Source organism: Pedobacter jaeyakensis, from assembly GCF_054461315.1.
This window is the reverse complement of sequence record NZ_CM136921.1, coordinates 218,550-243,922: the sequence shown is the minus strand read 5'-3', so window position 1 is coordinate 243,922 and position 25,373 is coordinate 218,550. Positions and strand designations below refer to the sequence as shown.

At 40.7% G+C, this 25,373-nt stretch carries 25 protein-coding genes; 16 read left to right on the top strand and 9 right to left on the bottom strand.

Features of this window, described 5'->3' with window-relative positions; genetic code table 11:
- The first annotated feature begins 94 nt into the window (after window positions 1–94).
- From ACXZ1K_RS01225 to ACXZ1K_RS01215, 3 genes are read left to right on the top strand one after another with little or no spacing between them, the layout of a single operon-like run.
- Complete coding sequence (locus ACXZ1K_RS01225) at window positions 95–3,406, top strand: TonB-dependent receptor (RefSeq protein WP_458971559.1); 3,312 nt, start codon at window positions 95–97, stop codon at window positions 3,404–3,406.
- Between the two features lie 6 nt (window positions 3,407–3,412).
- Window positions 3,413–5,116: a RagB/SusD family nutrient uptake outer membrane protein gene (locus ACXZ1K_RS01220; protein ID WP_458971558.1), complete on the top strand. Its 1,704-nt coding sequence runs from the start codon at window positions 3,413–3,415 to the stop codon at window positions 5,114–5,116.
- A 53-nt stretch (window positions 5,117–5,169) separates the two neighbouring features.
- A complete protein-coding gene (locus ACXZ1K_RS01215; RefSeq protein WP_458971557.1) occupies window positions 5,170–5,985 on the top strand; it encodes an endonuclease/exonuclease/phosphatase family protein in 816 nt (271 codons plus the stop codon).
- A 13-nt stretch (window positions 5,986–5,998) separates the two neighbouring features.
- Here the strand turns inward: ACXZ1K_RS01215 and ACXZ1K_RS01210 are convergent, their stop codons facing one another.
- Window positions 5,999–6,493 carry an SRPBCC family protein gene (locus ACXZ1K_RS01210; protein WP_458971556.1) on the bottom strand — a complete coding sequence of 165 codons (495 nt, stop codon included), beginning with the start codon at window positions 6,491–6,493 and terminating at the stop codon, window positions 5,999–6,001.
- The gene (locus ACXZ1K_RS01205) at window positions 6,474–6,809 is read right to left on the bottom strand and encodes an ArsR/SmtB family transcription factor (RefSeq protein ID WP_458971555.1); all 336 of its coding nucleotides are present in this window, start codon (window positions 6,807–6,809) and stop codon (window positions 6,474–6,476) included. The genes ACXZ1K_RS01210 and ACXZ1K_RS01205 overlap by 20 nt, the downstream gene beginning before the upstream one ends.
- 178 nt (window positions 6,810–6,987) lie before the next feature.
- Here ACXZ1K_RS01205 and ACXZ1K_RS01200 point away from each other — a divergent pair, with 178 nt between their 5' ends.
- The gene (locus ACXZ1K_RS01200; RefSeq protein ID WP_458971554.1) at window positions 6,988–7,191 is read left to right on the top strand and encodes a DUF2683 family protein; all 204 of its coding nucleotides are present in this window, start codon (window positions 6,988–6,990) and stop codon (window positions 7,189–7,191) included.
- A 5-nt stretch (window positions 7,192–7,196) separates the two neighbouring features.
- Entirely contained in the window at window positions 7,197–7,481 is a 285-nt protein-coding gene (locus ACXZ1K_RS01195) for a type II toxin-antitoxin system RelE/ParE family toxin (protein ID WP_458971553.1), read from the top strand.
- A gap of 76 nt (window positions 7,482–7,557) precedes the next feature.
- Here ACXZ1K_RS01195 and ACXZ1K_RS01190 read toward each other — a convergent pair whose 3' ends face one another.
- From ACXZ1K_RS01190 to ACXZ1K_RS01180, 3 genes are all read right to left on the bottom strand, one after another.
- Window positions 7,558–9,150: a TlpA family protein disulfide reductase gene (locus tag ACXZ1K_RS01190; protein WP_458971552.1), complete on the bottom strand. Its 1,593-nt coding sequence runs from the start codon at window positions 9,148–9,150 to the stop codon at window positions 7,558–7,560.
- Window positions 9,151–9,230: 80 nt separating this feature from the next.
- Window positions 9,231–9,608 (bottom strand): helix-turn-helix domain-containing protein, encoded by a 378-nt coding sequence (locus ACXZ1K_RS01185; protein ID WP_458971551.1) that lies wholly within the window; start codon window positions 9,606–9,608, stop codon window positions 9,231–9,233.
- A 238-nt stretch (window positions 9,609–9,846) separates the two neighbouring features.
- Window positions 9,847–10,365: a hypothetical protein gene (locus tag ACXZ1K_RS01180; RefSeq protein ID WP_458971550.1), complete on the bottom strand. Its 519-nt coding sequence runs from the start codon at window positions 10,363–10,365 to the stop codon at window positions 9,847–9,849.
- 164 nt (window positions 10,366–10,529) lie between these two features.
- Between ACXZ1K_RS01180 and bla the strand changes: the two genes are divergently transcribed.
- Window positions 10,530–11,384, top strand: a complete 855-nt coding sequence (gene bla / locus ACXZ1K_RS01175; protein WP_458973219.1) for a class A beta-lactamase, subclass A2 — start codon at window positions 10,530–10,532, stop codon at window positions 11,382–11,384.
- Window positions 11,385–11,403: 19 nt separating this feature from the next.
- On the opposite strand, the gene ACXZ1K_RS01170 is transcribed toward bla, so the two are convergent.
- Window positions 11,404–11,634 (bottom strand): hypothetical protein, encoded by a 231-nt coding sequence (locus ACXZ1K_RS01170; RefSeq protein WP_458971549.1) that lies wholly within the window; start codon window positions 11,632–11,634, stop codon window positions 11,404–11,406.
- 265 nt (window positions 11,635–11,899) lie between these two features.
- Here ACXZ1K_RS01170 and ACXZ1K_RS01165 point away from each other — a divergent pair, with 265 nt between their 5' ends.
- The 4 genes from ACXZ1K_RS01165 (at window position 11,900) to ACXZ1K_RS01150 (ending at window position 18,096) form a co-directional block, all read left to right on the top strand.
- On the top strand, window positions 11,900–13,135 hold the full coding sequence (locus ACXZ1K_RS01165) for an endo-beta-N-acetylglucosaminidase H (protein WP_458971548.1): 1,236 nt from the start codon (window positions 11,900–11,902) through the stop codon (window positions 13,133–13,135).
- 128 nt (window positions 13,136–13,263) lie between these two features.
- Window positions 13,264–15,708, top strand: coding sequence for a TonB-dependent siderophore receptor (locus ACXZ1K_RS01160; RefSeq protein WP_458971547.1), 2,445 nt, complete (start codon window positions 13,264–13,266; stop codon window positions 15,706–15,708).
- Window positions 15,709–15,794: 86 nt separating this feature from the next.
- The gene (locus tag ACXZ1K_RS01155; RefSeq protein WP_458971546.1) at window positions 15,795–17,279 is read left to right on the top strand and encodes a PepSY-associated TM helix domain-containing protein; all 1,485 of its coding nucleotides are present in this window, start codon (window positions 15,795–15,797) and stop codon (window positions 17,277–17,279) included.
- Between the two features lie 70 nt (window positions 17,280–17,349).
- On the top strand, window positions 17,350–18,096 hold the full coding sequence (locus ACXZ1K_RS01150) for a hypothetical protein (RefSeq protein ID WP_458971545.1): 747 nt from the start codon (window positions 17,350–17,352) through the stop codon (window positions 18,094–18,096).
- Here the strand turns inward: ACXZ1K_RS01150 and ACXZ1K_RS01145 are convergent.
- On the bottom strand, window positions 18,089–19,573 hold the full coding sequence (locus ACXZ1K_RS01145; protein WP_458971544.1) for a hypothetical protein: 1,485 nt from the start codon (window positions 19,571–19,573) through the stop codon (window positions 18,089–18,091). The genes ACXZ1K_RS01150 and ACXZ1K_RS01145 overlap by 8 nt on opposite strands.
- 132 nt (window positions 19,574–19,705) lie before the next feature.
- Here ACXZ1K_RS01145 and yiaA point away from each other — a divergent pair, with 132 nt between their 5' ends.
- A complete protein-coding gene (yiaA, locus tag ACXZ1K_RS01140) occupies window positions 19,706–20,128 on the top strand; it encodes an inner membrane protein YiaA (protein WP_458971543.1) in 423 nt (140 codons plus the stop codon).
- Between the two features lie 49 nt (window positions 20,129–20,177).
- Here the strand turns inward: yiaA and ACXZ1K_RS01135 are convergent, their stop codons facing one another.
- The gene (locus tag ACXZ1K_RS01135; protein ID WP_458971542.1) at window positions 20,178–20,414 is read right to left on the bottom strand and encodes a hypothetical protein; all 237 of its coding nucleotides are present in this window, start codon (window positions 20,412–20,414) and stop codon (window positions 20,178–20,180) included.
- A 475-nt stretch (window positions 20,415–20,889) separates the two neighbouring features.
- Between ACXZ1K_RS01135 and ACXZ1K_RS01130 the strand changes: the two genes are divergently transcribed.
- The 5 genes from ACXZ1K_RS01130 to ACXZ1K_RS01110 all read left to right on the top strand — a co-directional run bounded on the left by ACXZ1K_RS01130 (window position 20,890) and on the right by ACXZ1K_RS01110 (window position 25,169).
- Window positions 20,890–21,621: a hypothetical protein gene (locus ACXZ1K_RS01130; RefSeq protein WP_458971541.1), complete on the top strand. Its 732-nt coding sequence runs from the start codon at window positions 20,890–20,892 to the stop codon at window positions 21,619–21,621.
- Window positions 21,622–21,940: 319 nt separating this feature from the next.
- A complete protein-coding gene (locus ACXZ1K_RS01125) occupies window positions 21,941–22,672 on the top strand; it encodes a hypothetical protein (protein WP_458971540.1) in 732 nt (243 codons plus the stop codon).
- Between the two features lie 4 nt (window positions 22,673–22,676).
- A complete protein-coding gene (locus tag ACXZ1K_RS01120) occupies window positions 22,677–24,077 on the top strand; it encodes an RtcB family protein (protein WP_458971539.1) in 1,401 nt (466 codons plus the stop codon).
- 88 nt (window positions 24,078–24,165) lie between these two features.
- Entirely contained in the window at window positions 24,166–24,774 is a 609-nt protein-coding gene (locus ACXZ1K_RS01115; protein WP_458971538.1) for a lipocalin family protein, read from the top strand.
- Window positions 24,775–24,812: 38 nt separating this feature from the next.
- Complete coding sequence (locus tag ACXZ1K_RS01110; RefSeq protein WP_458971537.1) at window positions 24,813–25,169, top strand: hypothetical protein; 357 nt, start codon at window positions 24,813–24,815, stop codon at window positions 25,167–25,169.
- A 134-nt stretch (window positions 25,170–25,303) separates the two neighbouring features.
- Here the strand turns inward: ACXZ1K_RS01110 and ACXZ1K_RS01105 are convergent, their stop codons facing one another.
- A complete protein-coding gene (locus ACXZ1K_RS01105) occupies window positions 25,304–25,363 on the bottom strand; it encodes a hypothetical protein (RefSeq protein WP_458973218.1) in 60 nt (19 codons plus the stop codon).
- Window positions 25,364–25,373: the final 10 nt, after the last annotated feature.

Below are 25,373 nucleotides of genomic sequence, written 5' to 3'. Positions count from 1 at the left end.
GAATGAACAAACACTTATCAAAACAAACACACAAATGATTTTTTCTTACTCAAATAAAAATGGAATTACCTTTTTATTTCAAACCCATAAAGCAATGAAATTAACGGCCTTGATCCTATTGATATGCTGTGTTCAGGTAAAAGCTTCGCTTTTTGCACAGCCAATAAATTTATCACTTAAAAACGTATCTCTCAAAGAGGTTTTTGTAGAGATTAAAAAGCAAAGTGGCTATGATTTTCTGTATAATAATGAAATGCTCGGTCAAATGGGAAGCTTGACTATTACCGTGAAAAATGCAAGCATTCAATATGCACTCGACAAAAGCCTTGAGAACCTACCTTTAACCTACACGATCGAGCAACACACGATTGTAATTAACAGAAAAATGCCGGCTGCCAGGCTAGACATTGCCGGAACAGTAAACGACGATACGGGCAAAGGTGTTCCTGGCGTAAGTGTAATTAATGAAAGCTCGAAACAAACTACTTCCACGGATGATAAAGGTAACTTTAAGATTGCGGCTGCCAGCGGGGATAGAATCAAATTGCGAATGCTGGGTTTCGAAGAGCTCAGCTTTATAGTAGACAACAGGACAGCTTACCTGCTCAGTTTAAAACCATCTACCCTTAATTTAAATGATGTATTGATAGTTGGTTATGGTACCCAACGTAAAGCGAACGTAACTGGCGCTATTTCACAAGTGGATGCCAGCGTTCTGGAAGACCGGCCAATTACTGCAGTTTCAACAAGCTTACAGGGTACCATTCCTGGATTAACTACTATAGGTGGTAGCGGGCAGCCCGGCGCCACGCACTCCGGGCTAAGGGTTAGAGGTATTGGAACAACAAATAATCCAAACCCATTTATTTTGATCGACGGTATTCCGGGCGACATGAACTGGATTAACCCTGATGACATCGAGAGCGTTACCGTTTTAAAGGATGCGGCATCGTCTGCCATCTATGGGTCGAGAGCTGCAAATGGTGTGATTTTGGTGACTACCAAGAAGGGAAAATTCAATCAGAAAGCAATCATATCTTATAATGGTTACTATGGTTTCCAAACACCAACACGTTTGCCCAAAATGTTAGGCTCGGTAGATTATATGACCTTGCTCGGTGAAGCTCAAGTGAATGCAGGACTGCCAAAATCCTATACCGATGACCAGATTGAGATCGCAAGAAATGGTTCTGATCCCAATTACTTTGCCAATACCAATTGGACCAATGCACTGATTAAAGACTATGCTCCGCAGCAAAATCATGCAATAAGCGTTAATGGTGGAAGCAGTGACTTTAACTATTACTTTTCTTATGGCCGGGAAAATCAAGATGGACTTATCGCTGGAGATCAGTATAAATTTGCCAAAAATAACGCTCGCGTAAAACTTTCAGCCATTCAGCTATTGTCATTTCTGGATGTAGATGTAAATCTGGGTTACCTGGATCGAAACCAAAATCAGCCGGCTTCAGACACTGAAGGCGGGGCTGGGGCAATTTACACTGCTTTTACAAGTTCGCCACTCACACCGGTACGTTTTACAACCGGAACCTGGGGTTATGGAGGTGGATCAAGTAACCCTTTGGCTATCGCAACAGACGGTGGTTTCAATAATTTTTTCTCTAAAGAGTTTACCTCCAATATTACAGGCACCGCTCATCTGTTAAAAGGATTGGATCTAAAAGCACAGTACGGACTGATTGCCAGTTCACAGAAGCGGAGAACGTTTAACCGTAGGATCGATTATTTTAATCCTACCACCAACGCCATAATTTATACCACCACGCCAAATAATTCACTCAGAGAAACCGCAACAACCAACACACTTCAGAATTTCTCTACTCAGGTCAATTATTCCCTTAATTTAGGCGAACATCATATCAAGTTATTGGGAGGCTACCAACAAGAAACTTACCGCTTTGATGCCTTCACTGCTTCCAAAACCAATTTAGTGAGTGACGATGTTCCCGTGCTTAATATCGGGTCTTTGAATCCTACTGCTACCGGAGATGCGTATCAGTACGCCTTGCAATCGCTCTTTTCAAGGATAAATTATGACTTTGCGGATAAATACCTTTTGGAAGTCAATATGCGTTATGACGGCTCTTCGAGGTATGCTCCCGGAAAAAAATGGGGATTGTTTCCGTCTATTTCTGCCGGTTGGAGATTTAGCGAGGAAAGGTTCATTAAAGAAATTGACCAAAACTGGTTCAGTGAGGGAAAAATTAGGGCATCTTACGGTTCATTGGGAAACCAGTACGGCGCAGATGGACCTGCCTATTCAGAGTGGTACCCCTATGTTAAGGTATTGAACAGTGTGGCCACCATGCCAATCGGAAACATACTTACAACTGGTTTCGCACAAACCATACTTTCTAATCCTTTGCTGAAGTGGGAAAAGGCAACTATGTTAAACGTGGGCCTCGACCTCGCATTTTTTAAGAACAGGCTATCATTCACAGCCGATGTTTTTGATAAAAAAACAGTAGATATACAGTTAAAAGTACCACAGCCTGACGTAATCGGTTTAACGGTTCCAGATCAAAATGCAGGTGCCATTTCTAACAAGGGCTATGAATTGAGCTTGGGCTGGAACGATAAAATTGGAGAATTCAAATATGGCATTACCGGACTGTTCTTTGATGTTAAGAATACCGTTACGGATTTAGGCGGCGTACCACCTACTATTGGCGATCGGGTTAGACAGGTTGGTGAATCGCTTGATGCATTCTACGGATATCGTACAAATGGCATCGCCCAGGAGACAGATTTTACAAAAGATGCTGCAGGGAAGTATGTGCCAAAATTCCCGATCTTTTCTGCTGATGCAGGTAAGGTAGCTCCGGGCGACCTTAAGTACAGCGATTTGAATGGAGATGGGCTCATTAGTGCTGATATGGATAGGGAAGTGATTGGCAATGCCTATCCGAGATACAACTATTCTTTCAGGTTTGATGCTGCATACCATAATTTTGATCTTGGGGTTTTCCTTCAGGGAGTAGGACAGGCTAATGGATACATAACGGGTTCCGGTTTGCATGCTTACAATGCCGATGCCGCATTCCCACAAGAAATTCATTTAGACAGATGGACACCGCAAAACACCGGGGGATCGTATCCTCGTTTCGTTTATAAGGACACCCGGAATACCGCTCGCCAGGCCGATTTCTGGCTTCAAGATGCAGCTTATCTCAGGCTTAAAAATGTTCAATTGGGCTATACTATTCCAGGAAGCTTCCTGAAGAAGATTCATATTGATAAATTGAGGGTTTACGCCTCTGCCGACAATCTTTTAACCCAAACCAATTTCTTTTATGCTTACGATCCGGAATCTCAGGCCACCAGTGGGGGACTGTATCCACAAGTTAAAACTTTCATTTTCGGTCTTTCCATCAAGTTAAAATAACCAGCCATGAAAAATCAACATATCAATAGTAGAAGATCATTTTTAAGATCAACCGGTCTTCTAAGTGTCGCATCGCTCATCCCTTCCTTCTTTCTGGAAAGCTGTACCAAAGACTTTCTTAATCGCGAGCCATTGGATTCTGTTACAGATATCAGTTTCTGGAAAACAGAAGAGCAATTAAAATTGGCGGTTAATGCTTGTTACTCAAATCTAAGAGGTAATAATACCGTTAACATGGAAAATCTAGGCGACAATACGATTTATCCACCAAACTCAGAATACCAGGCCATTTCTGCAGGTAATTATGATTTTACATCGGGTACACTTAATTCAGAATGGGTAAACTTATATGCTGCCATTCGCAGGTGTAACCACTTTTTAGAGAACTATACAAAAGCAACCAATATCAGTGCCACAGCGCTTGCCCAATATGCCGGTGAAGTTCGTTTCTTAAGAGCATTTATGTATAGTTACCTTATCTTCTTATTTGGTGATGTACCGCTAATTGGTAAAACGCTCGATATCGGCGATGAAGAAGTATTTGGCCCAAGGAACAAACGTGCAGAAGTACTGGAATTTGTGCTAGCTGATCTTGATGCTGCAGCGTTAGGTTTGCCGAAGACTTATGCTTCCTCTGCTGATTTGGGTAGAATAACCAAAGGTGCAGCACTGGCATGGAAGGCCAGGGTTGCGTTATTCTTCGAAAAATGGGACATTGCTGAAGCAGCATCTAAGGAGGTTATGGATCTTAATGTTTATCAGCTATACACCGCTGGTGGTACTACAAAATGCTATAATGATCTTTTTACCTATAAAGGAAAACTTGCGGCAGGTGCAAATAAGGAAACGATTCTTGCGAGGCCATATGTGGCAGGTGTAAGTGTACACAATACCAGTCGTGAAATTCAAGTGCCAGATCAAACTAGTCGTTATTCGCCTACAAAGTCTTTGGTAGACAGTTATTTGTGCGCCGACGGGCTTCCAATCGACAAATCTCCGTTATACAAAGAAACCACCTACGCGGATATCTTTAAAAATAGGGATCCAAGAATGAACCAGACCATTCTAACACCCGGTTCTGCATGGAGCGGACAGGATGATGGGGATGCTGATGCCAACACCAATGCGATTTTTAACTCACCAAAATGGAATGCCGATAAGAAGGGTTGTATTACAGGCACCGGGTACTATTTTACCAAATACGTTGAACTTGCAGCAGTTGGAACCGTAAGTCAGGATTCAAACGATATTCATCATATCCGTTATGCTGAGGTGCTGCTCATTAATGCAGAGGCAAAGTTGGAGAAAGGAACGATTACGCAGACTGATATCGACAATACGATCAATAAACTTCGTGATCGTGTGGGGATGAAAAGAATGGTAATCAGTGAATTGACAGCCGCCGGATTGGATTTAAGGACAGAGATCAGGAGGGAGCGTCGCGTGGAATTGGCTTTGGAAGGACAAAGGTATTACGATATTCTGCGTTGGAAACAAGGGGAACTACTTGCGCAAGATGTAAAAGGTATGAAAAAAGCGCTCGTAGAAAGTTTTAACCAACAATATGTGGCAACCATTGCAACGGATGCTAACGGTTATTTTGTGGTGAATACCGGAAGGAAATTTGTCGCACCCAAGAACTATCTGTGGCCTGTTCCAATTGTCCAGTCGCAAAGAAACCCTGTGCTGGGACAAAATCCTGGATGGTAATTTATTCAAGCGTTTCCCGATATTCGGGAAACGCTACCTATAATCCAAATACAATGAAATTATATTCGTTTTTTGTACTTATTATTTTTGTTTTAAGTGGTTGTACACCAAAAATCAATCATGTACTTGCTAGCAAAGATGGCCATACACTGCGTGTCATGTCTTATAATATTCATCACTGCAATCCCCCTTCGAAGTCGAAAGAAGGGTTGATAGATGTTGATGCCATTGCAAGGACAATTCGGCAACGAAATCCCGATTTAGTTGCCCTGCAAGAGGTTGACAAGAACACCAAACGGTCGGGCAATGTTAATCAAGCCGTACTGCTTGCTCGAAAGTTAAAAATGAACTTTTATTTCGGCAAAGCGATTGATCATGATGGTGGTGATTACGGTGTTGCTATCTTGTCCAGGTTTCCACTTTCTCAACAACAAACCTTCCTTTTGCCTAAAAATAATGATCCGAAAGCCGAACAGAGGGTGCTCGCTATGGTAACAGCAGAAATTTCCTCCCGTGTTTTTATTCGTTTTGCGTCAACGCACCTCGATGCCCAGAAAGGCGACGAAAATCGAATCATGCAGGCGAAAGAGATCAATAAGATAACCGAAAAAGATAGTCTTCCGTTAATATTGGCGGGAGATTTAAACGCAGTTCCAACCTCCGAAACGATAAAGATTTTTGATTCCAATTTCACAAGGACCTGTACCGATTGCGGCTTTACTATTCCCGTAATTAACCCTAATAAAACGATTGATTTTATCGGTTTTAAAAGGGTTGCCCCATTTAGAGTCGTGTCTCACGAGGTAATTCCTGAGCGTTATGCTTCCGATCACCTTCCAATTGTATCTGTGTTAACATTAAAGCCATAACCACTAACTATACTTATTTAACCAACGTAGCCAATAATTCGTCCAAATAATTTAACGTCATTGTAAAACCTCCCTGGAAGCCCATTTCAATCATTTGTTCCATGCGCTCTAGTGAATCGTTTTTAATAATAATATTCACTGTTGTTCTTCCATTGTTTTCACTGAAGCTCAAATCCCAATCAGAACCAGGTAATGCAGGATTTTCATCTTTGTCTGCAAAAGCGTTCATGTATTTGAAATTGGTTTTTGGAGTGATAGAAGTATATTTTTGTACTGACCAATGTTCATCTCCTTCTGGACTAACCATGGCATAAAATCTTCGTCCGCCTGTTTCAAAATCCATCACTTTTGTTTTTGATGCCCATGGTTTCGGTGCCCACCATTGGTCAAGGATTTCTTTTTTGGTAAATGCATCCCATACCAGCGAAAGGTCAGCATCAAATTCTTTGTTTACAAATACCGTTTTATTTGCCTTGTCAACGGTAAAATCAAATAGTAGGTTGTTCATCTTTTTTGTTTTTAAGAGTTAATAATAAATTGTCTAATTGGTCAAATCGGCTCTCCCAAATTTTTCGGTATTGTTCCAGCCATTTGTCTATTTCTTTCATTTTTTCAATTTCTAGCGTGTAGTAAATTTCTCTGCCTTGGAATTCTTGTTTCACAAGATCACATTCTGTTAGAATGCGTAAGTGTTTTGATACTGCCTGTCTGGTTGTGTTAAAGTTTTCCGCAATCGCATTCGGCGTCATGGCCTGTAACGCAATTAAAGCAATAATAGCGCGCCTGGTTGGGTCTGCAATAGCTTGAAATATATCCCTTCTCATTTGTAATAAATGTTAATAAGAAACTAATTGGTTGCAAATATATATGCAACTTATTAGTTTCGCAAATATTTGTTAATTTTTTTAAACCCTACTGAATTTCTTTATAGCGCCATTTCTATATATTGTATACATTAGAATTTCAGATTGTTTATATTTGTATTGGATAAATTATTGTGATATGGCAACTATCGTGGTGCACCCGGAAAAAGATCAACTGAAGGCAGTAAAAGCATTTTTGAAAGCATTGAAAGTGCCATTTGAGGAAAACAAAGGCGAGGAATTACCCAGCCATGTGGTAGCTGGCTTCAAACGATCACAAAACGATATAAAAGAAGGTCGTGTGTATAAATTCACAACCGCAGAAGAAATGCTTGGTTTATAATTCTTTTGGAGATCATTTATTCTCAGGCGGCAAAAGATACATCCAGGGATGTATATGCTTTTATAAAGGAAAAATTTGGAGACAAGGCTGCAAGAGACTTTCTTTTTAAAATTAATAAAACACTTCGTAGCATCGGTCAGTTCCCTGAGATGTTTAAGGCGTCGCAGTTGGGAGAAAATATTAGAATTGGGTTAATTACGAAACAATCATCAGTCTTGTATGAAGTTCTGGAAGATGCTATCTTTTTGCATTACTTTTGGGATAATCGGCAAGAACCAATGATATTATAATCATTTTATCTTTCCTTTTCATTTACTAATACTGTTTTAAAAAAAATGTCTTTTGCAGCTTTAGTGTTTTGACTTATTACTCCTTTGCCATTTGCAATAGCTCAGCTTTCAGCTGATTGGTGTCCACTACATGCGCGCCATTTTTAACAATCTCGCTATTTTTGTTAAAAATCGTATAGTGCGGTATACCATTAATTTTAAGTTTTTCCGAAATCAAATTATACTCATCAGCTTTAAGTTTGTAATGTTCGCCTTTGATTTTGGAGATCATGATGTTATAAGTTGTCTCGGGTGAACTTTGGTCGGTTATGTATAAGAATACAATGTCCTGATCTTGTAATTCAGTTTTTAGATCTTTCATTTCCTCTATGCCGGCTAAGCATGGTCCGCACCAGGTTGCCCAGAAATCGACAAATATTACCTTGCCTTTATACTTACTAATGATGTTGTTGAAAACGCTGTCCGCAGCAACTTTAGACTTTTCGTTATCTACATGGCTAGTTTGGATTTTGAGGCTTTCGATGTCATGTTTTACACTATTATTTAACTCCAGTATGGGAGCGAATAAATAGTCGGCCTTAAGATTTGACTTCAATCGTGCTAATGCGGCATCCGTTAAAGGAATTTTATTGTAACCTATATTTTGGCAGGTATCCTGCAAGCTCATCAATTTAAGTTCCAAAGAGATGTCTTTATTGATTAAAGATTTTAGTACCTCCGGACGTGCTTTATCGAGATCGACAGTTAACACTTCATTTCTCAGCAGGGCTGCCCTGTAATATTTTAAGGTTAGTTGAGTTGCATGATCTGTAGTATCTGGTTGTTGTTTCAACGTGTTGATTTCCTCAGCATAATTTATGCGGTTTGCCTTGTCGAAAATGATATCTAAGTTTTTTAACCTTTTCAAAAAGATGGTGTATTTATAAGATGCCAATGCGGCAGGACGGTTAAAGCTTATTTTTTGCAGGTAATCATAATATGCCGGCTCGAGTTTAACTTCGGGTAGAACGGCCGACCTATTCTCAAAAGATATTTTATTGCGAATGCGATAAGCCGTTTGAATATGATGATTATAATTGCTGAGTATCTCTGCAAAGGTGTATATGATGTCATTTGTGGCTAAATCATAGGCTGTCTTGCTCAGCTTTGACGTTTTCGCCACACTATCAATTGTGGCAATTTTCCTGGCCTGAATATTCAGGAAGTAAGCTTTGTATTGGTCTGGGGTATATTGGTAGATATCTGATGAAATAACATCCCAGTTATAAGCCATTAAAATAGGGCGTACCTTATTGATGTCGTTATTTACCCTCGATCCATCACCCTCAAAAACGGAAGAGACCTTCGGGGCTGCGGTCAGGTCAAAGTTCTGGGTTAGCTTTTTACCTGCTAAAAAGTAAACCGTTGCATTAAAGAAAGGAAAACTGATCCAGCATTCTTTATCTATGCTTAAAGGGAATTCAGCGGTAAATTTACCGTCCGGACTAATGTTAATGATATAGCTTTCGCTTAAGCCTGTTACCGCATCTTGTACGATTACCTTGCCAGTTTTAAATCCCCAGGCAGTTGTATAACCTTTTAGTATGCCGGTATAAGAAGTGATTTTTGTATTTGCAATGCTTATAGCAGTTACCAAGAGCAGGCAAATCATTAAGGAGATTCGTTTCATTACAGAGAGGCGTTTTTGGTTACCTAAATATAATAAAAACTATGGAGTATTGGATGTAGAATGTCGTTTTAAGTACAAAACTAAATCCCAGGCTTCAATTCGTATTCTTTCAATAGCAATTCTGCAGGGATGTGCAGCATTTGGCTAAATTTACGGATCATTTTCAGAGACAATGACTGTTTATAGTTCAGTACTTTGCTAACGGTTCCTTTGTCACCATAAGCGTCAGCTAAATCAGCAGATTTATATCCAAAATCATCCATTCTAATCTTGATGATTTCGACAGGGTCAACATCAGGAAACTGAAATTCTTTATTTTCATAATCAGAAATAAGGTGTGCTAAAAGAAGCTTTTCTTTATGTTCGGGAGACCCCTTAACTGCAACCTTTATTTCCTCATATCTTTTAATTGCAAGGTTGTATTCTTTTTCATTATCAATTAAATACCAATTTGACATTTTCATATAATTTCTGCATCAATTTTGTCGTATTCAGAGTGGGTTCCTATGAACCCTATCTCAAACGGCTTAATGCAAAACTCTTTGGATTATTTGAGAAAAGACAAGAAAAAAGAAAATATCTTAAGAAGTGCAGTTTTTCTTAGGCTGATAGCCTTTTTGGCTAATCCTACTTCCGCTCTTTCTTTTCCTCCGCTGAATCTCAAACTTAGGATCAAGCTTATCGTAGATTAAATCCTTAGCAACCCCCTTTAGGAAACTTACGCTTAAAAATTGTTTTGCCGTTGTGCTCAATAAGGTCGCCTGAAATCAAAAGATATGGATAGTTCGGCGAATAACCCGCATACCTACTTCGTATCACTATTTTGTCGTTAACCTTTAAGCTATGTAATTGCTTATAATCCGGATTGTTATTCGCAGCGCCAAATTGAACCATATAGGTTTCGCCATTTATATCCACCAAAATCCCTTCAAATCCTGACGGTTTTCCATTCTTGCGAAGGGGAAGTGACAGAGATGTGACCATAGCCTCCATGCCGGTAAAAGCGCTGATGTCTGATCTTATTTTATCTGCACTGGAACGCACTTTTTTGCCTTCAGGAGATACCTCCCATTTTTTATATTTTATACCATCGGCGGAAGCTTCCCATGTCTTCTTGTCGTCTCGCTTGGCTTTTCTGTCAAGACCAGAAAGCGGTTTAGATAGTCCGGTTACCACAACCAGTGGTAAGATCAGTGCGTACATGATTCTTTTCATATTTGTCGGATTTGATACACCGAAATTACTTTGATATCTTTCAAGCCAGGGAATTTGGATTGTAAATAAAATTGTAAACTTTGTAAAAATAACTAGCAATGAAGGATTTTACCAGGAATTATAAGGTGATGATGAAATTTGTGTGTGTGTTTTTGTTCAGTTGCATGCTTACTAGCAATCCTGTTGCCGCCCAAAACGATAATCTACGCCAGGAGATTAACAAAATCATAGCACGCACAAAGGCTAGCGTAGGGATTTCTACTCAAATTTTAGAAACAGGCGATACCATTTCTATCAACGGTGATCAGCGATTTCCGATGCAGAGTGTCTATAAATTTCATCTGGCCCTTGCGGTGCTCGATCTGGTAGAAAAAGGTAAGCTTCAATTGACTCAAAAAATATTTTTAAAACCTGGGGATTTGCTGCCCGACACCCATAGTCCTCTAAGGGACAAGTATCCCAATGGAAATGTATCAGTTTCATTAGATGAAGTGTTACGCTTTACCGTAGGACAAAGCGATAATAATGGCTGTGATATTTTATTCAGGTTGATTGGCGGAACGCAATACGTAAATAGGTTTATCAAAAAGCTTGGGGTTACTAATGTGGCAATTGTTGCAACAGAAGAAGAAATGCACAGGGATTACCGAATACAATTTAAAAACTTCAGCACAGCTAAATCAGCAACAGAATTACTGCTGAAATTTGCCGGGGGCAAGGTGCTTAAGAAAGCCAGTCAAGAATACTTGATGACTATCATGCAGAGCTCACCATCGGGACCAAAAAAGCTGAAAGGATTGTTGCCTAATGGTACGATAGTGGCGCACAAAACTGGCTATTCCGGTACTGATAAAAATGGGCTGGCTTACGCTACCAATGATATTGGTCTTATTCAATTGCCTAATGGAAATCATATGGCCATTTCAGTATTTGTTTCCATGTCTACCGAACAGGAAGCTGTAAATGATCAGCTGATTGCGGAAATTGCTAAAGTTTCATACGCGCATTTTAGTAAATAAAGCGGTAATCTATTAATACCTAACTATTATTTACTTCAAAGCCACCATAACCTAACATTTCTGCGTTGTGCTGGATGGTTAGTTTAAGACCAAGTTTTTCGATCAAGCTTTTTGCCTGATTGATGGTGTGGTGGATGTTGGTAATCCCCCTTACTTCGATTCCACGGGCCATCATTTTAAATTTGTTGGGCTGAAAAGCATCAATAAATCGCTGTAAATCGGGGGTAATTTTTGTAGGTTGTTTTTCCATATTTTGTTGTTGCTGCTTATCAGAGTAGCAGTGTTGCACACAATAACCACAATCTCCGGGTTTTGTTTTTATAACTGCACAAAAGCTATTCTTGCCCTAGGTTAAAAGTACATTAGCAGTAGATTAATAGTAGAATGGTTCGGAGATTTGATTCTTTTCTCCGAAGAAAGCCTGACCGAACCCCGAGTAAAGGTGCTGCAAAGTAGGGCTTAAAATATCGTAACAATTCGTTAGCTTAGTTATTATTAACCAAATATTTAAGCTAATGAACAAAAACCATCCCTCTGGTTTTATGGCAGTTATCGCCATATGCCTCACGTTGTTTTCTTGTAAGAAAGAAACCGTAACGCAGGAGTCTCCTGCAGTAAAAATCCCCGTAGACAAGGCTGTGTCGGTCATTTCTATCCCTAACATTAAGAACGGACCATTAGGAGTCTGTTATGTGGAAGTGAACAATGCAGATATACGAAATGTGGGTAAGTACACTTTAAATGCCGGCGGAAAACGGCTGTTTGACATGGCCATCATTTTTGCGGCTAACATTAACAGAAATGCCAGTACCGGCAAGGCAGAACTTTTCTTCAATACTAACGTTGCCAATGTGCTGAACAATAAGGCGACTTATATTGAGCCATTGCAGGCAAAGGGTATTAAGGTAACCTTATCCATTTTGGGTAACCATCAGGGAATGGGGATCTGTAACCTGGCTAGTCAGGCAGATGCGCAGGCTTTCGCCCAGCAACTTGCTAACGCCGTAACCACCTATGGTTTGGATGGAATTGATTTTGATGATGAGTATTCAGATTATGGTGTTAACGGAACCGGGCAGCCTAACTCCAGTTCTTTTGTTTACCTGGTTACTGCCTTGCGGCAGCTACTTCCAACAAAGCTGATTTCGTTTTACTATTACGGTCCTGCCGCGTCAAGATTGTCGTTTAATGGCGTAACCGTAGGCTCCAAAATCGATTACAGCTGGAACGCGATTTATGGAACCTATGCCGTTCCAAATGTGCCCGGACTTCCTGCCAGTAATTTAGGGCCAGCGGCGATAGATATACAGGCGACAAGTAGCGCCACTGCGGCCAACTTAGCTACCCAAACCAAAAACAATAATTATGGCGTTTACCTCTATTATAATCTACCAAACTCCAATGTGGAAAGCTATTTGTCCAGCGTATCCAATGTACTGTACAACACCAATACCCTCTACAATTCTGGTGGGGAAGGAACAACAGGTGTCAACTTTTATCAGCATGCCAACTATGGAGGAGTGAGTACCAATGGCATTCCAAAAGGTACCTATACACTTACCCAGTTGGAAGCTTACGGATTTGTAAACGATTGGGCATCCTCAGTCCGCATCCCTGCAGGCTGGACGGTGACGATGTATGCAGATAACAATTCCACAGGAACTTCCTGGGTGCTGACTAGTAATAACTCCAATTTTACGGCTTTAAGTCCGAATGCAAATGACCTGGTAACGTCTGTAAAGATTCAATAACGTTAAAATTAGATAGCATGCGCATTCGCATGCTATCTAATTACTTATTTAGAATAATTAAAAATAACTTGTTTATGAACAGTTAAAGTCTTTTCTTTGCTCCATAGAATAAATCTAAATAAGCAAACATGAAAAGAATTTTACTTCGTATTACATTTTCCACCTTACTCGCCATGGTGACCCTGATCGCATTTGGGCAAAGCGGAAGTATCAAAGGAAAAGTATTGACGGCTGATGGCAAAGCGGCAGCAGGAATATCTATTGCCTTATCAGGTACAACTTTAGGTACCTCAACCAATAGCAATGGTGAGTATAAAATCGGCAATATAAAACCTGGATCTTATACCTTGAAAGTATCTGCGGTCGGTCTTAATACGCAAGAACTGAGTGTCACAGTTGCTGCTAAAACAACAGCAACAGCAGATTTTACGCTCTCGGAGAATTTGGCGCAGTTAAAGGAGGTCAATATTTCTCAAAATAAAACCAATAGGTTCGCCGTAAAATCGAGTGATTATGTGGCTAAAATGCCGCTGAACAATTTGGAGAACCCGCAGTCTTACGCTGTGATTTCTAAGGAACTTTTGTTAGACCAGCAAGTATTCACTGTAGAAGATGCGGTTAAGAATGTAACCGGGATCCATAAACTATGGGATGCATCTGGTCGCGCAGGTATTGGCGGTGCCATCTTTAGTCTTCGTGGTTTCGCAACAACATCAAAATTGCGCAATGGTGTTTCCGGTAACGTCAACTCAACTATAGATGCCTCAAACATTGAAAGGATTGAAGTGATCAAAGGTCCTTCAGCGGCTTTATTTGGCAGCTCTTTAACTTCTTATGGAGGTTTGATCAACCGTGTTACAAAGGTACCTTATGATAGCCTTGGCGGTAGTGTCAGCTATTCAGGTGGTACTTACGGTTTAAACAGGATTGCAGCAGATTTCAATGCACCTGTTAACAAAGAAAAATCTGTACTGCTGCGCATCAACACTGCGTATAACGCCCAGCAAAGTTTCCAGGATTTTGGTTTTAGCAGGTCTATCGCCTTTGCACCGAGTGTTTCCTACAAGGCAAGCGATAAGCTTTCCTTTAATCTGGATGCAGAGCTTTTCTCTTCAAAAGGTAACAACTTTCAGGCGGTATATATCTATCCTGGTGCTAAAGTTTCTGCATTGGGTGTTGATAATGCTAAGGACCTTAAATTAAATTACAAGAGCGCTTACCAAACGAACAGCCTGGTCAACTATACCAACAACAGCAATTTGTTCGGTCAAATGAACCTTGAGCTCAATTCACAATGGAAATTGCAAACCAATGTCTCTATAAATACCAGTGATTCGCATGGCAGAATGGCCTATTTCTATTTGTTGCCTAATGCTGCCGCAACAGGGGTTCCTACTGCTGTAGGTGCAGATTATTTAGCAAGAATGGTATGGACGCCAGTTATTGACGATTTCGCTGCGGAAATTCAGCCAAATCTAATTGGCGACTTCAGTATCGGCGGTTTAAGAAACAGATTGACTGTAGGCTTGGATTTCTTTACCAACAAAAACAATTACAATTATCAGCGTTTTAACAACACTTTGGGTGCAGACAATTTTGATGTGGTTTCATTGGTTGGTCCAAACCCTAACTATTATGAGTTCAATGAAGCTGAGGTGGCAGGATTATATGCGACTAAAACGTCTGCGGTTTACTCTGGAAGGACTGCAACCAATACTTACAGCGCCTATTTTTCAGACGTATTGAATGTGACCGATGAATTATTGGTGTCGGTAGGTCTTCGTTTTGACAACTTCAAGAATGTCGGCGTTTATAATCCAGTAACCAACCAGATTGGTCAGGGTTATGAACAAAACGCTTTCTCTCCAAAATTCGGATTGGTTTACCAGTTGATTAAAGATAAATTATCACTCTTTGGTAATTATCAAAATGGCTTTACCAATAAAACCGGTGTAGACAAGGATAACAACCGTTTTAAACCAGAACAGGCTAATCAAACAGAGGGCGGTATTAAGGCCGACTTATTTGACGGAAAATTGAGCGGTACTATCAGCTACTATGACATCAAAGTAAAAGATGTGGTAAGAGGCGATCTGGCTAATCCTTTATTTAGCATCCAGGATGGTACTCAAAAAAGCAAAGGTTGGGAAGCAGAATTTAACATCAACCCTTTTGAAGGCTTAAATATCATTGCAGGTTACGCTTATAACGACAGCAAGTATACAGATATCAGTGCCAACCTGAATGGGTTCCGTCCTGTAACTTCCGGTCCAAAAAAAGTAGCTAATGCTTACATCAATTACAAAATCCCTTATGGCACCGTAGCCGGTTTGGGCTTTGGTTTGGGTGGTAATTATGCAGGCGAAAGTGTAGTGATTGCCAATGCCACTCAGGGTACTTTTGTCTTGCCAGAGTATACGGTGCTGAATGCATCTGCATTTTATGATGTAAAGAAATTCAGACTGGGCATCAGCGCCAATAACTTTACAGATAAGCACTACTGGGTAGGTTACACCACCATTAACGCACAGATGCCAAGAAGTTTTATCGCCAGCGCCACCTTGAAATTCTAATTATCCCTTTCAATTTTAATGTATCACCGGTACTGACTTGCGTTGGTGCCGGTGATTTTTTAGTTTAATCAGTAAAGCAAACCACCATGACCACCACCACCAGTAAACGAACGCTAAAATGGGCAACACATCAAAAAAGGTGGTTTGGTAAATGGCACCTGTACCTGGGCATTTTTGCGGGGCTCATTTTATCCGTCGTGGGTCTTACCGGCAGTATCTTGGTTTTTCAGGACGAGATTGACCAATGTCTGAATAAAGAGCTTTTTGAAACCACAAAAGGTCAGCATCATGCGGATTTTGCAGAGATCACTGATCTGATTAAGAAGAACTATCCAAAATTAAAATACGATTATATCCTGCTCAGCAGCTACAGTCCCTCTGCCACTTACTGGCTCCATGTAGAAAAAACCGAGCAAGACATTTATATCAATCCTTACACCGGCAAAATCTGTGGAAAGCGATTGCATGAAAGTGGGTTTATCGGAACGGTTACCATGATCCACCGAACGCTGCTGATTCCTGCAATAGGCAGGTACGTGGTTGGCTTATCTGCTTTGATCTTATTGATCCTTACCATTAGTGGCGTCCGGCTTTGGCTTCCCAAAAAGTGGAAACAGTTGCGGGCTGCCATGGGCGTCAAATTTAGCGGATCTTTTAAGCGAAAGAATTACGACTGGCACAAGGCGATTGGCATTTACACTTCCCCTATGGTCGCGTTAATGGCCCTAACAGGATTTTCAATCAGTTTCTCTGTGCTGGTAATCCCATTGTTGTTGATGCTCAGTGGCCTGTCGCCAAACCATGTGCAGCAGATTTTCTATGCGAAGTCGACATACGTTAAAGACGCAAAACCGCTTTCCGTTAAACAAGTAACAGACATTGCGGCAAGACTAATGCCCGATGCAAAAGTTGGGTTTATTGGTTTTCCGAAAGATTCAGTAGATCATTATAGTTTAAATATGATCGGTCCGGAACTGCCCAAATTAGGGAGCAGGGAATTGATAAGTCTGGATCAATATAGCGGCAAGGTATTGGTGAGTAGTCGCGACTTTCCGCAGTCGGGCCGGGCTTACCTTAGCTGGCTAACACCGATCCATTATGGAACATTCGGGGGCTTGACGACGCAGTTGCTTGCTTTGATAGGAGGCTTGGCACCGATCAGTATGCTTATAACCGGCGTAATCATTTGGTTTCCGCGATGGAGAAGGAAAAAAGAACCTGCGAAGGTACAAACACCGGTTGCTGATCCGGGATTTTTGGAGCACTTTAAAAGGGGGAGCAAGTTTGCGCTAATTATGGTTGGTGTTACGATGGCGCTCGGTGTGTTGTATGGCGCACTTGTGGGGATAGTTGCGCAGCCTGCAGTGTTTGGTATGGCGCTATCGACGATTATTGTATTGATAAATTTTGGAGTTGCACTTGCAGTTTGGTTGTTTAATGCGATTTTCCTAATGCCTTTCAAAAAAGGAAGTAAGATGCTCAACAAGTACTTTGCTTTATCACTATCATTTTCGATAGTCTATTTAATCATCTACAACATATTTCTAAATAGCGGATTGAAGCTTTTTTAAGCTTCAATCGCTTTTTTGAGGCAAGAATTCTTCTTATATTTAAGTCATCGAAAACTTAAATTATTCTGCTTTGAAAACGCTTTCCAACTTCTCAAAATTGCTTTTAGCAACAATACTGCTAACGTCAATCATCATCTCTTGTACAAAAGAGTCGGTTCCGGTTCCTGAAAAGCCAGTTACCGGATTTGGTCAAATGTCATATGTTGCTAAGTCGACCATTGCTGATGGTAAAAGCGCAACCTCACAGGCGAGCAATCCATCAACTGTTGATGTGAGCTGGTCTTCAGCAACGGTGTACGTGGAAAAGATTTCATTTACAGGTAAGACCAGCAAATTGATGGACACGGTGATCAGCATCGAAAGAAACGTGGACATTTTGAAATTAAATGGTTTGGCAGGGGTGATCAAATTGCCATCAGGAACCTATAAAGATGTAGCTGTAAAACTGTATTGCAGGAAGTCTCTTAAATCCGATCTGGCATTTAGTTTTAGAGGCACTTTTACCAACCCAGGTGGAACAATAGATAGTGTGCTGGTTGGGAGTTCCTACCCTTTTGAAGCTGCGCTTTCCGTGCCGGAAGTTGTGATCAACCCGAACGACAACTTCGCCGCCACTTTCAGTTTTGATCTTACTAAAGTGTTGACAGGAATTTCGACAAGCCAAATGTTAACAGCAAGGTATTATATTGCAAAAGATGGTAAAAAGACATATGCCATTTTTAAAGGTGGTTCTGCTGATGAACCGTTTTACGATTTGGTGATTAGAAATTGGCAAAGTGTGGCAAGTGTAAGTATCGATAGGACAAATCTTAATTGATCAAGCTTTGCAAAACTTGGTAAGCTGTTTTTTTCTGCCAGCGGGCTGCTAGCCAGGCAACAAAGCTAAGCGTGAATATATCACTATTTTCTCCGTCGCCTTGCAGGTTTAAAACAGCATTTCTGTATTCCATTTGCGTTACGACATCGGGTTTTTGGAGGTATTTTTCAACCAATCGGAGGTACAGGAGCACACGATCTTCTGAGGTTTTGAGCAGATACTTCTTATATCTGTGGCGGAAACTATTTATCCGCGACATGGCAAGCTCAATATTGGAGAACTGTGCATAGACCAGGATTTCCATCAGGTTTTTTCGGATGGTCCAAAGCATGCCCATTTTCTTCTCGTACCAGGCATCCGACCGCGTTAGAAGACTGAGCTGTTTTAGGCATGCCTGTTCATTGATGAGGGCTAAAAACATGGTTAGGCATACCCGGATATCCTCAATGTCTTCAGGTTTAGACTTGAGTTTAGTTTTAGAAAGCGATTGTTTTAGCATTACAATGCCGTCGTCTGCAGCCCCAGTAAAGAATAGCTGAAGCGCAGCTAGTAACTGATGACGCAAATAAAACAAGGTATAAAAGCGATTATCTGTTAGCATCAGATTCATCATTTCCTGGAGATAGGTTGTGCTATGCTGGAAATTTCTTTGGCGCAGGTGAAAGTTCGCCAAAAAATATAGAATAGAGATGTGGTAGAAGAGATAGGATTGATTTTTATGTGGTTGCCCTTTCATAAATCGGTCCGTCCGCTTGATATAACGCTCTATTAGGCTATAATTCTGCTGTATGGCTGCATATTCATTTGCGATGAACAGAATTTGATAAATGGATTTATAGGTCATCAGGTCATCTTCAGCAATTTTATACTGCCTGATGGTGGTAATCATTAGGGCGGTTAAATTCACGATTTTACCGCTCAGGTGTATTTCCTGCAGCTCCCGTCTTAAAAAGGCATAAGCCATATTGAGCCTGGCCTCCCTTTGCATCAGTAGCTGGTTTTGCAGGAAGCGCGTAGTTAAAGCCTCTAAATTATCTGTTCCAGGCAAATGCGCATATTGTATTTTAAGCTGGAGCAATTCATTGAGTAAATTGTACTGCTCCAGTTCTTCCGCTAGTCGCTCCGCCTTATCCAGACATTTAAAGGCAAGTTTTACGATGTTGTTCTCTAATAGAAACCGACTAACAACGAGTAACCGCAATGCGTCGTAAGTGTCAGCGTGATTGCTCTCAAAAGTTTTTTGAGATAAGAAAAGCAGTAAATTATCCTGTAGTCTTTTATGCAAAGCATGGTAGGCATCCTTATTTTTTTTGCTGTCGTACAGTTTACTTATGCCATCTATATCGTCAGTTTCTATCAAATTGAGTAACTGCAAATTTTTAACATCATTTCGCTTGTTTTTGCGTATTAAGAACTGCTTGAATAGCTTTTTGTCGGTAATAGTAAGAAGATTGATTAATTCCGAAAGCGAATCCATACTGATTATCTGGGTGTATTAAAAGTACAATATTACAAGAATATATCATCAGTTTTTTGAAAATAAAGGCTTTGGTGGATTTTTCTTACACCCGACATTTACCTTCATATTAATCACTTAAACAAAACAAATATGGAACCGCTAGAACACAAAAACCCATTTAAACCCACTGCTGCATTTATTGGAGCCTCCTGGTTTGCATTATTAACCGGTACACTGGGCTATTGCATTGGCTTATTGAATGCAAGTATGGAATTGAATGAAAAAGGCTATTATTTTACCATTCTGTTATTCGGCTTATTTGCCGTGATCTCGGTACAAAAAAGTGTGAGAGATAGGGCAGAAGGGCTTGCTGTGACAGACCTTTACTATGGTATTTGTTGGTTTGCTACGATTGCTGCAATGGTGCTGTTGACGATTGGACTCTGGAACGCCGATATGACGCTCAGTGAAAAAGGCTTTTACGCAATGGCATTCTGCCTAAGCATGTTTTCATCAATTGCCGTACAAAAAAATACCCGTGACGCGAAGATGTTTAACGAAAAGGAACTGTAACGTAGCGGTTGCCACCCCGCAGCGCTTTGCGAAAGCAGACCTGCGGGGTTTATGAAAATAAAGAGTTCTTCCGATGTGTTTTTTCGGATGCTAAATTCCCCATACTATCCGCCTCTTTTTCTAACCCAGCACCATCATTTACATTTATTGAGTCCTTATTTTGCAGGGTTGGTTTCACACGCCCTTGATGATGCACTTTTACATCGTCCATTGACTGATTTGAAAGGTCATCAATTTCAGACTTCAATGCGTTAGGTAAATCTGTATTTCCTACTTTTAAATTCATATCCAAGATACTTTCTAAGTAATATAGCAATTATCCAGACTAGAATACATCTAGTATGATTTATTGGAAATGTAAAATCAGATCGTGATCTTTAGTTGCTATGGGTAAGAAGCTATGTTTAAATTGTAGGAAGTCATTTAGTATGTCGTCACAGGATTTAAAGAGTTCGAATTTTAAATGCCCTGAATGTGGCATTCAAGCAATTCACATGACTCATAGATTTAGACCACCCAAATTGAATGACAACAGAGCATGGGACGTAGTCGGTTTTCTAATAAGACATGGATTTAATTATCAGCACATCTCAATATTTGAACCCGACCGACATGGCATATCTAGATTTATTAATTATGCTAAATATCCTGAAAATATGATTGATGCGATCGAATTTGTTGAACGATATAAAGATCAAGTGATATCTAAACATTGAGATAGGTAGTAGCAAATAAAGGCAACTTTGCCTAGGATGATTAAAATGGGCGATATAGCAACAGATCTGGATTTTGGAAGGGAGATTTTTGAAGACGTTCCTGATAGTTTAAAACCTTATTGGGCAGGACTTTTATTGTCGGCTTTCAATGATTATGTGAAAAATATTCCGAATCCAATAAAGGAACTCCATCCCATAATTGAAAATCTAAACAGGTGGCCTGAAGCTCATTCCCAGTTTTCAAAAATCAGAGTTTTCCTATTAGATCATCCGCATTTTCAGCCGCAGAGCTTTTTATTCCTAGCGGAAAATATAGCTAAAGTGACTTATAATGCAACTGGTCAACCTGCGCCTTTTGATGCTGATAGTGGGTATTATATACCAGGTCTGGCCATACAAGCGGCTCGCAGCTTCAATGATAAAAGATTTATAGATGAGATCCAAGGGATCATTTTATTGTTCAAGAGGAACGAAAAATTTAAACTCAACTTTCAGGCAGCTAGAGAATTTTTGATTTATAGGAAGATTGATGAAATTTTATGGTTTGATTGGGATCCAATAGGTGTTAATGATATCGATGAGGCGAGAGACGAGTATAGGGGCTATATTTCTGAAATGATTAAAGTTCAAGCATTGAGCTCAGGTGGCGAAGAATTTGCAAAATATCTATTTGATGTTGAGAAGGAAAAAATGGGGTTAAATGGAGATTTTGAACGCTGCCTAAGAGTTGCTGGTAAAATCAGTAACTCAATTCCAAAGCCACCTATTTTGCCCTAAAGCCAAAGATTAATTTGCCCTTTTATAGTATTTCAAAATAAACTACTATCTTTGCGTGCAATTCCTGAGTTGTAAAATTTTAAATTTCAAGGAATCATGACATCGCAATTCCACATATCGCCCCTTTCGCTCATTGCCTAATTAGGCAGGCAAACCCTGTGTTTTATTGGATAATTTAACGGTTGCGCAGGTAACAAGTGTATTATTTTGTCTGCTTTAAATTCAAGGGATTTTTTGAGCGCTTAAGAAAGGTATATCCTTACTCAAGGACGAACAGAGATCAAAAAATCAAATTCAAGAAAAATAAAATTTAAGTGTGATGGACACACAGGAATGGCCGCGCTGTATAAAATCGGCGCGGCGCAAGAGGCGCCTCGTAAAAAGTGACCGGGATAAAAAATTGTTACAACTGCACAAACGGCGGGAAGAACTAAGGCAGCAAAAAAGAGCTCTGCCGATGGTTCCGCTGGAACAGCCGTATCAACGTGGTTGGAAACGTTTTTTTGTATTGCGGGAGGAGTTGAAACATGATCCGAAAAAGGAATTTTATGAGGACTTACTATCTAAGATCAATGTGGTTGAATATCATATTCACCCTTCCTTCAAAAGGAAGAAGCGACGCAAACAACGTTACGTTTATACCGAAAAAGTGCAGGTGCTGCGGGAGGTATCGGAGCAAAGCTGGGATATGAACAGGCTGAATTTAAGCGAAGAAGAACAGCTGTGCTTTAACCGCATGGAAACTTTTGAGGCAAGAACTTTCCGTACCAACGTTAAGTACGTTTTTGCGGAACCGTGGCGATTTGTGCTCAAGGTAGTGCCCCATATGATTACGCATACTAAAATGATAGATGCAGATATAGAAAGGGAGCTGTCGTACATAGAAGATCATATAGAAAACAATCATCTGGCAGCCCGTATCAACCTGTTAACACGTGGCCGAAGCTATCGATGGAGGGATCGTTTTAACGAGCGCGTCAAATACATTAATCAATTAAAAAACATACCCAGAAACGCTCATAAAGAAGCATATCTGGATTTAGAAACATAACCCAATGGGAAATTTAAGAACAAAAGATTTAAGTAAAATAGGTTACCACAATGATCAGCTGAGAAGCCTGGTTATTGGAATAACCGCTAAAAATTTCAAGCACCACAGCAAGCAGGAATTGCTTGACTTGCTGGTTAAGATTAAAAGTAACCCAGAAGCGTTTCTGGATGATGAATTTACCAGTAAGATAGCCGAAAAAGTGATTGGCAAAACACATGCGCCATCGTTTAATGCGTATGACCTGCTGGACGAACCCGTGTATTGTAAAACCTATGGAGGGAAAGGCATTGAGCAATCGGCAAAGCAACAAATGGAGCTGGCAAACCGGCTTCCTGTAAGCGTTCAAAGTGCATTAATGCCTGATGCGCATATGGGCTTCGGATTGCCAATTGGTGGCGTACTCGCTACATACAATGCGGTAATTCCCTACGCTGTAGGAATGGATATTGGCTGTCGTATGGCGCTATCGATTATCGATGAGAGCGAGGCCTTTTTAAAGCGCAACGAATACCTGCTGAAGCAAGCGCTAAGAAATCATATCCATTTTGGTATGGAAGGAGGTTTGGATAGCAGACAGGAGCATGAAGTGTTGGATAGCCCTGTCTTTAATGAAATCCCGTTTTTAAAGCCCTTACGCAGTAAAGCGGTGAGACAGTTGGGTACATCGGGTGGTGGCAACCACTTTGTAGAATTTGGCGAAATCGAATTGTTGGCTAATAATACCTTAGGCTTACCCGCTAAAAAATACATGGCTTTGTTAACGCATTCAGGCAGTCGCGGATTAGGCTCGGCTATCGCAAGGCATTACACGCAGATCGCGATGAATACCTGCAAACTTCCCCGCCATGCACAGCAACTGGCCTGGTTGGATATGAACAGCGAGGCTGGTCAGGAATATTGGTTAACCATGACGCTGGCCGGCGATTATGCGAAGGCCTGTCACGAACGCATCCATGCCAACCTGTTAAAAGCTGTAGGCTTGAAGGCATTGCACGTGGTAGAGAACCACCACAATTTTGCCTGGAAGGATCAGTTGAGTGACGGTCGCCATGTTATTATCCATCGCAAGGGTGCTACGCCGGCACACGAAGGAGAACTGGGGATTATCCCCGGCAGCATGACTACTCCCGCTTACCTGGTATCTGGAAAAGGAGAAGATGATGCTTTGTACTCCGCTTCACACGGAGCTGGCAGAGCCATGAGCAGGCAAAAGGCGAAGGAGAGCATGACGGTGTCGGCTATGAAAAAGTTGTTATCCAGTGCAGGCGTTACCTTGATTGGTGGAACAGTTGAAGAGAACCCTTTTGCTTACAAGGATATTGATACAGTCATTGCAGCACAGGGTGATCTGGTTGACATTCAAGGTAAGTTTTATCCGCGTATGGTGAGGATGAATAAAGAATGAGCTGATGGCCTTACATAACAAGAGGTTAATGGATTGAGCGTTTAACTTTGTGCAATCAGGCTGTTTATTTCGATTTTCAATCAAACAGATGAGCTTGATTGCTGTTATTGTCAATAGACAGGCAATTCCCATTCAGCAAAGCACTATGACACAAAAAACCAGAACTGGCATTTACCTTACCCTTGCTATCGGCGCCTGCGCGATTTTATTTGAAGCCTGTAAAGTAACCATTCCAAAAGGCGCTACCGCAGTAAAGCCATTCGAGAAAGAAAAGTACCTGGGGAAATGGTACGAGATCGCCCGGATGGATTTTAAGTTTGAAAAGAACCTGAGCAACGTGACCGCGGAATATTCGGCCGCAGAAGAAGGATTGATCAAAGTGAAAAACCGGGGCTTCGATACGGTTAAAAATGCATGGAAAGAAAGTGTCGGCAAAGCGAAGTCGGTCAGGGATCCAAGGGAAGCCCGCTTGAAAGTCTCGTTCTTTGGACCTTTTTACGCTGGTTACAATGTAATTGCTATCGATAAAGAATACCGTTATGCATTGGTAGCTGGCAACAACTTAAAGTACCTGTGGATTTTATCCAGAACGCCAAACATTCCTGAATCGGTCAAAGAAAATTACTTAAAAAAAGCAAGCGCATTAGGTTATGCAACCAATGAGCTGATTTGGACGGTTCAGGATAAAAATAAATAGATTTTTGTTGTAGTATTAGCAAATCTAAAAGACAACATATGGAAAATTTACTGACAGTCGCGCGGCTTTTCTCCGGTGGACAATTTGATGAAGTAGCAGACCGGCTATCCGAGGAAGTCGAGTTTCACATCTATGAAGACCATAAACACATCCTTGGTAAAGCCGAGGTGCTGAAATTCTGCAAAGGCGTTTCCCGATATTTTGCTACTATAGATACCGACTTCAGGGAAAGTGGTAGTCTTGTTGGAGAAAACAAAGTCGTGATCTACGGTTATGGCGAATTCAAAAAAGAAGGCACGTTGGTCAATGCTGTGCATTCCTGCGATGTCTATGAATTCAACGAACGCGGTATGATTGAAAAAATTCACGCCTATTGCAATTCCAAACAGCAATAATGCTAATGCGCTTGCCGATCATTTAAGTATTTCATCTTCAGTCCTGTTTATTCGATAAAAAGGAGAATTGGGGCATGGCCGAAAGGAGAAGCCTCACATTTCTTTCATCCTAATATTAATTGTGTTACTGATCGTTAGTATCTCATGATGTCTGTATCTGGCGGGGTATGGCCAAGTAATCTGCTCATGGTCATGGCCTGACCT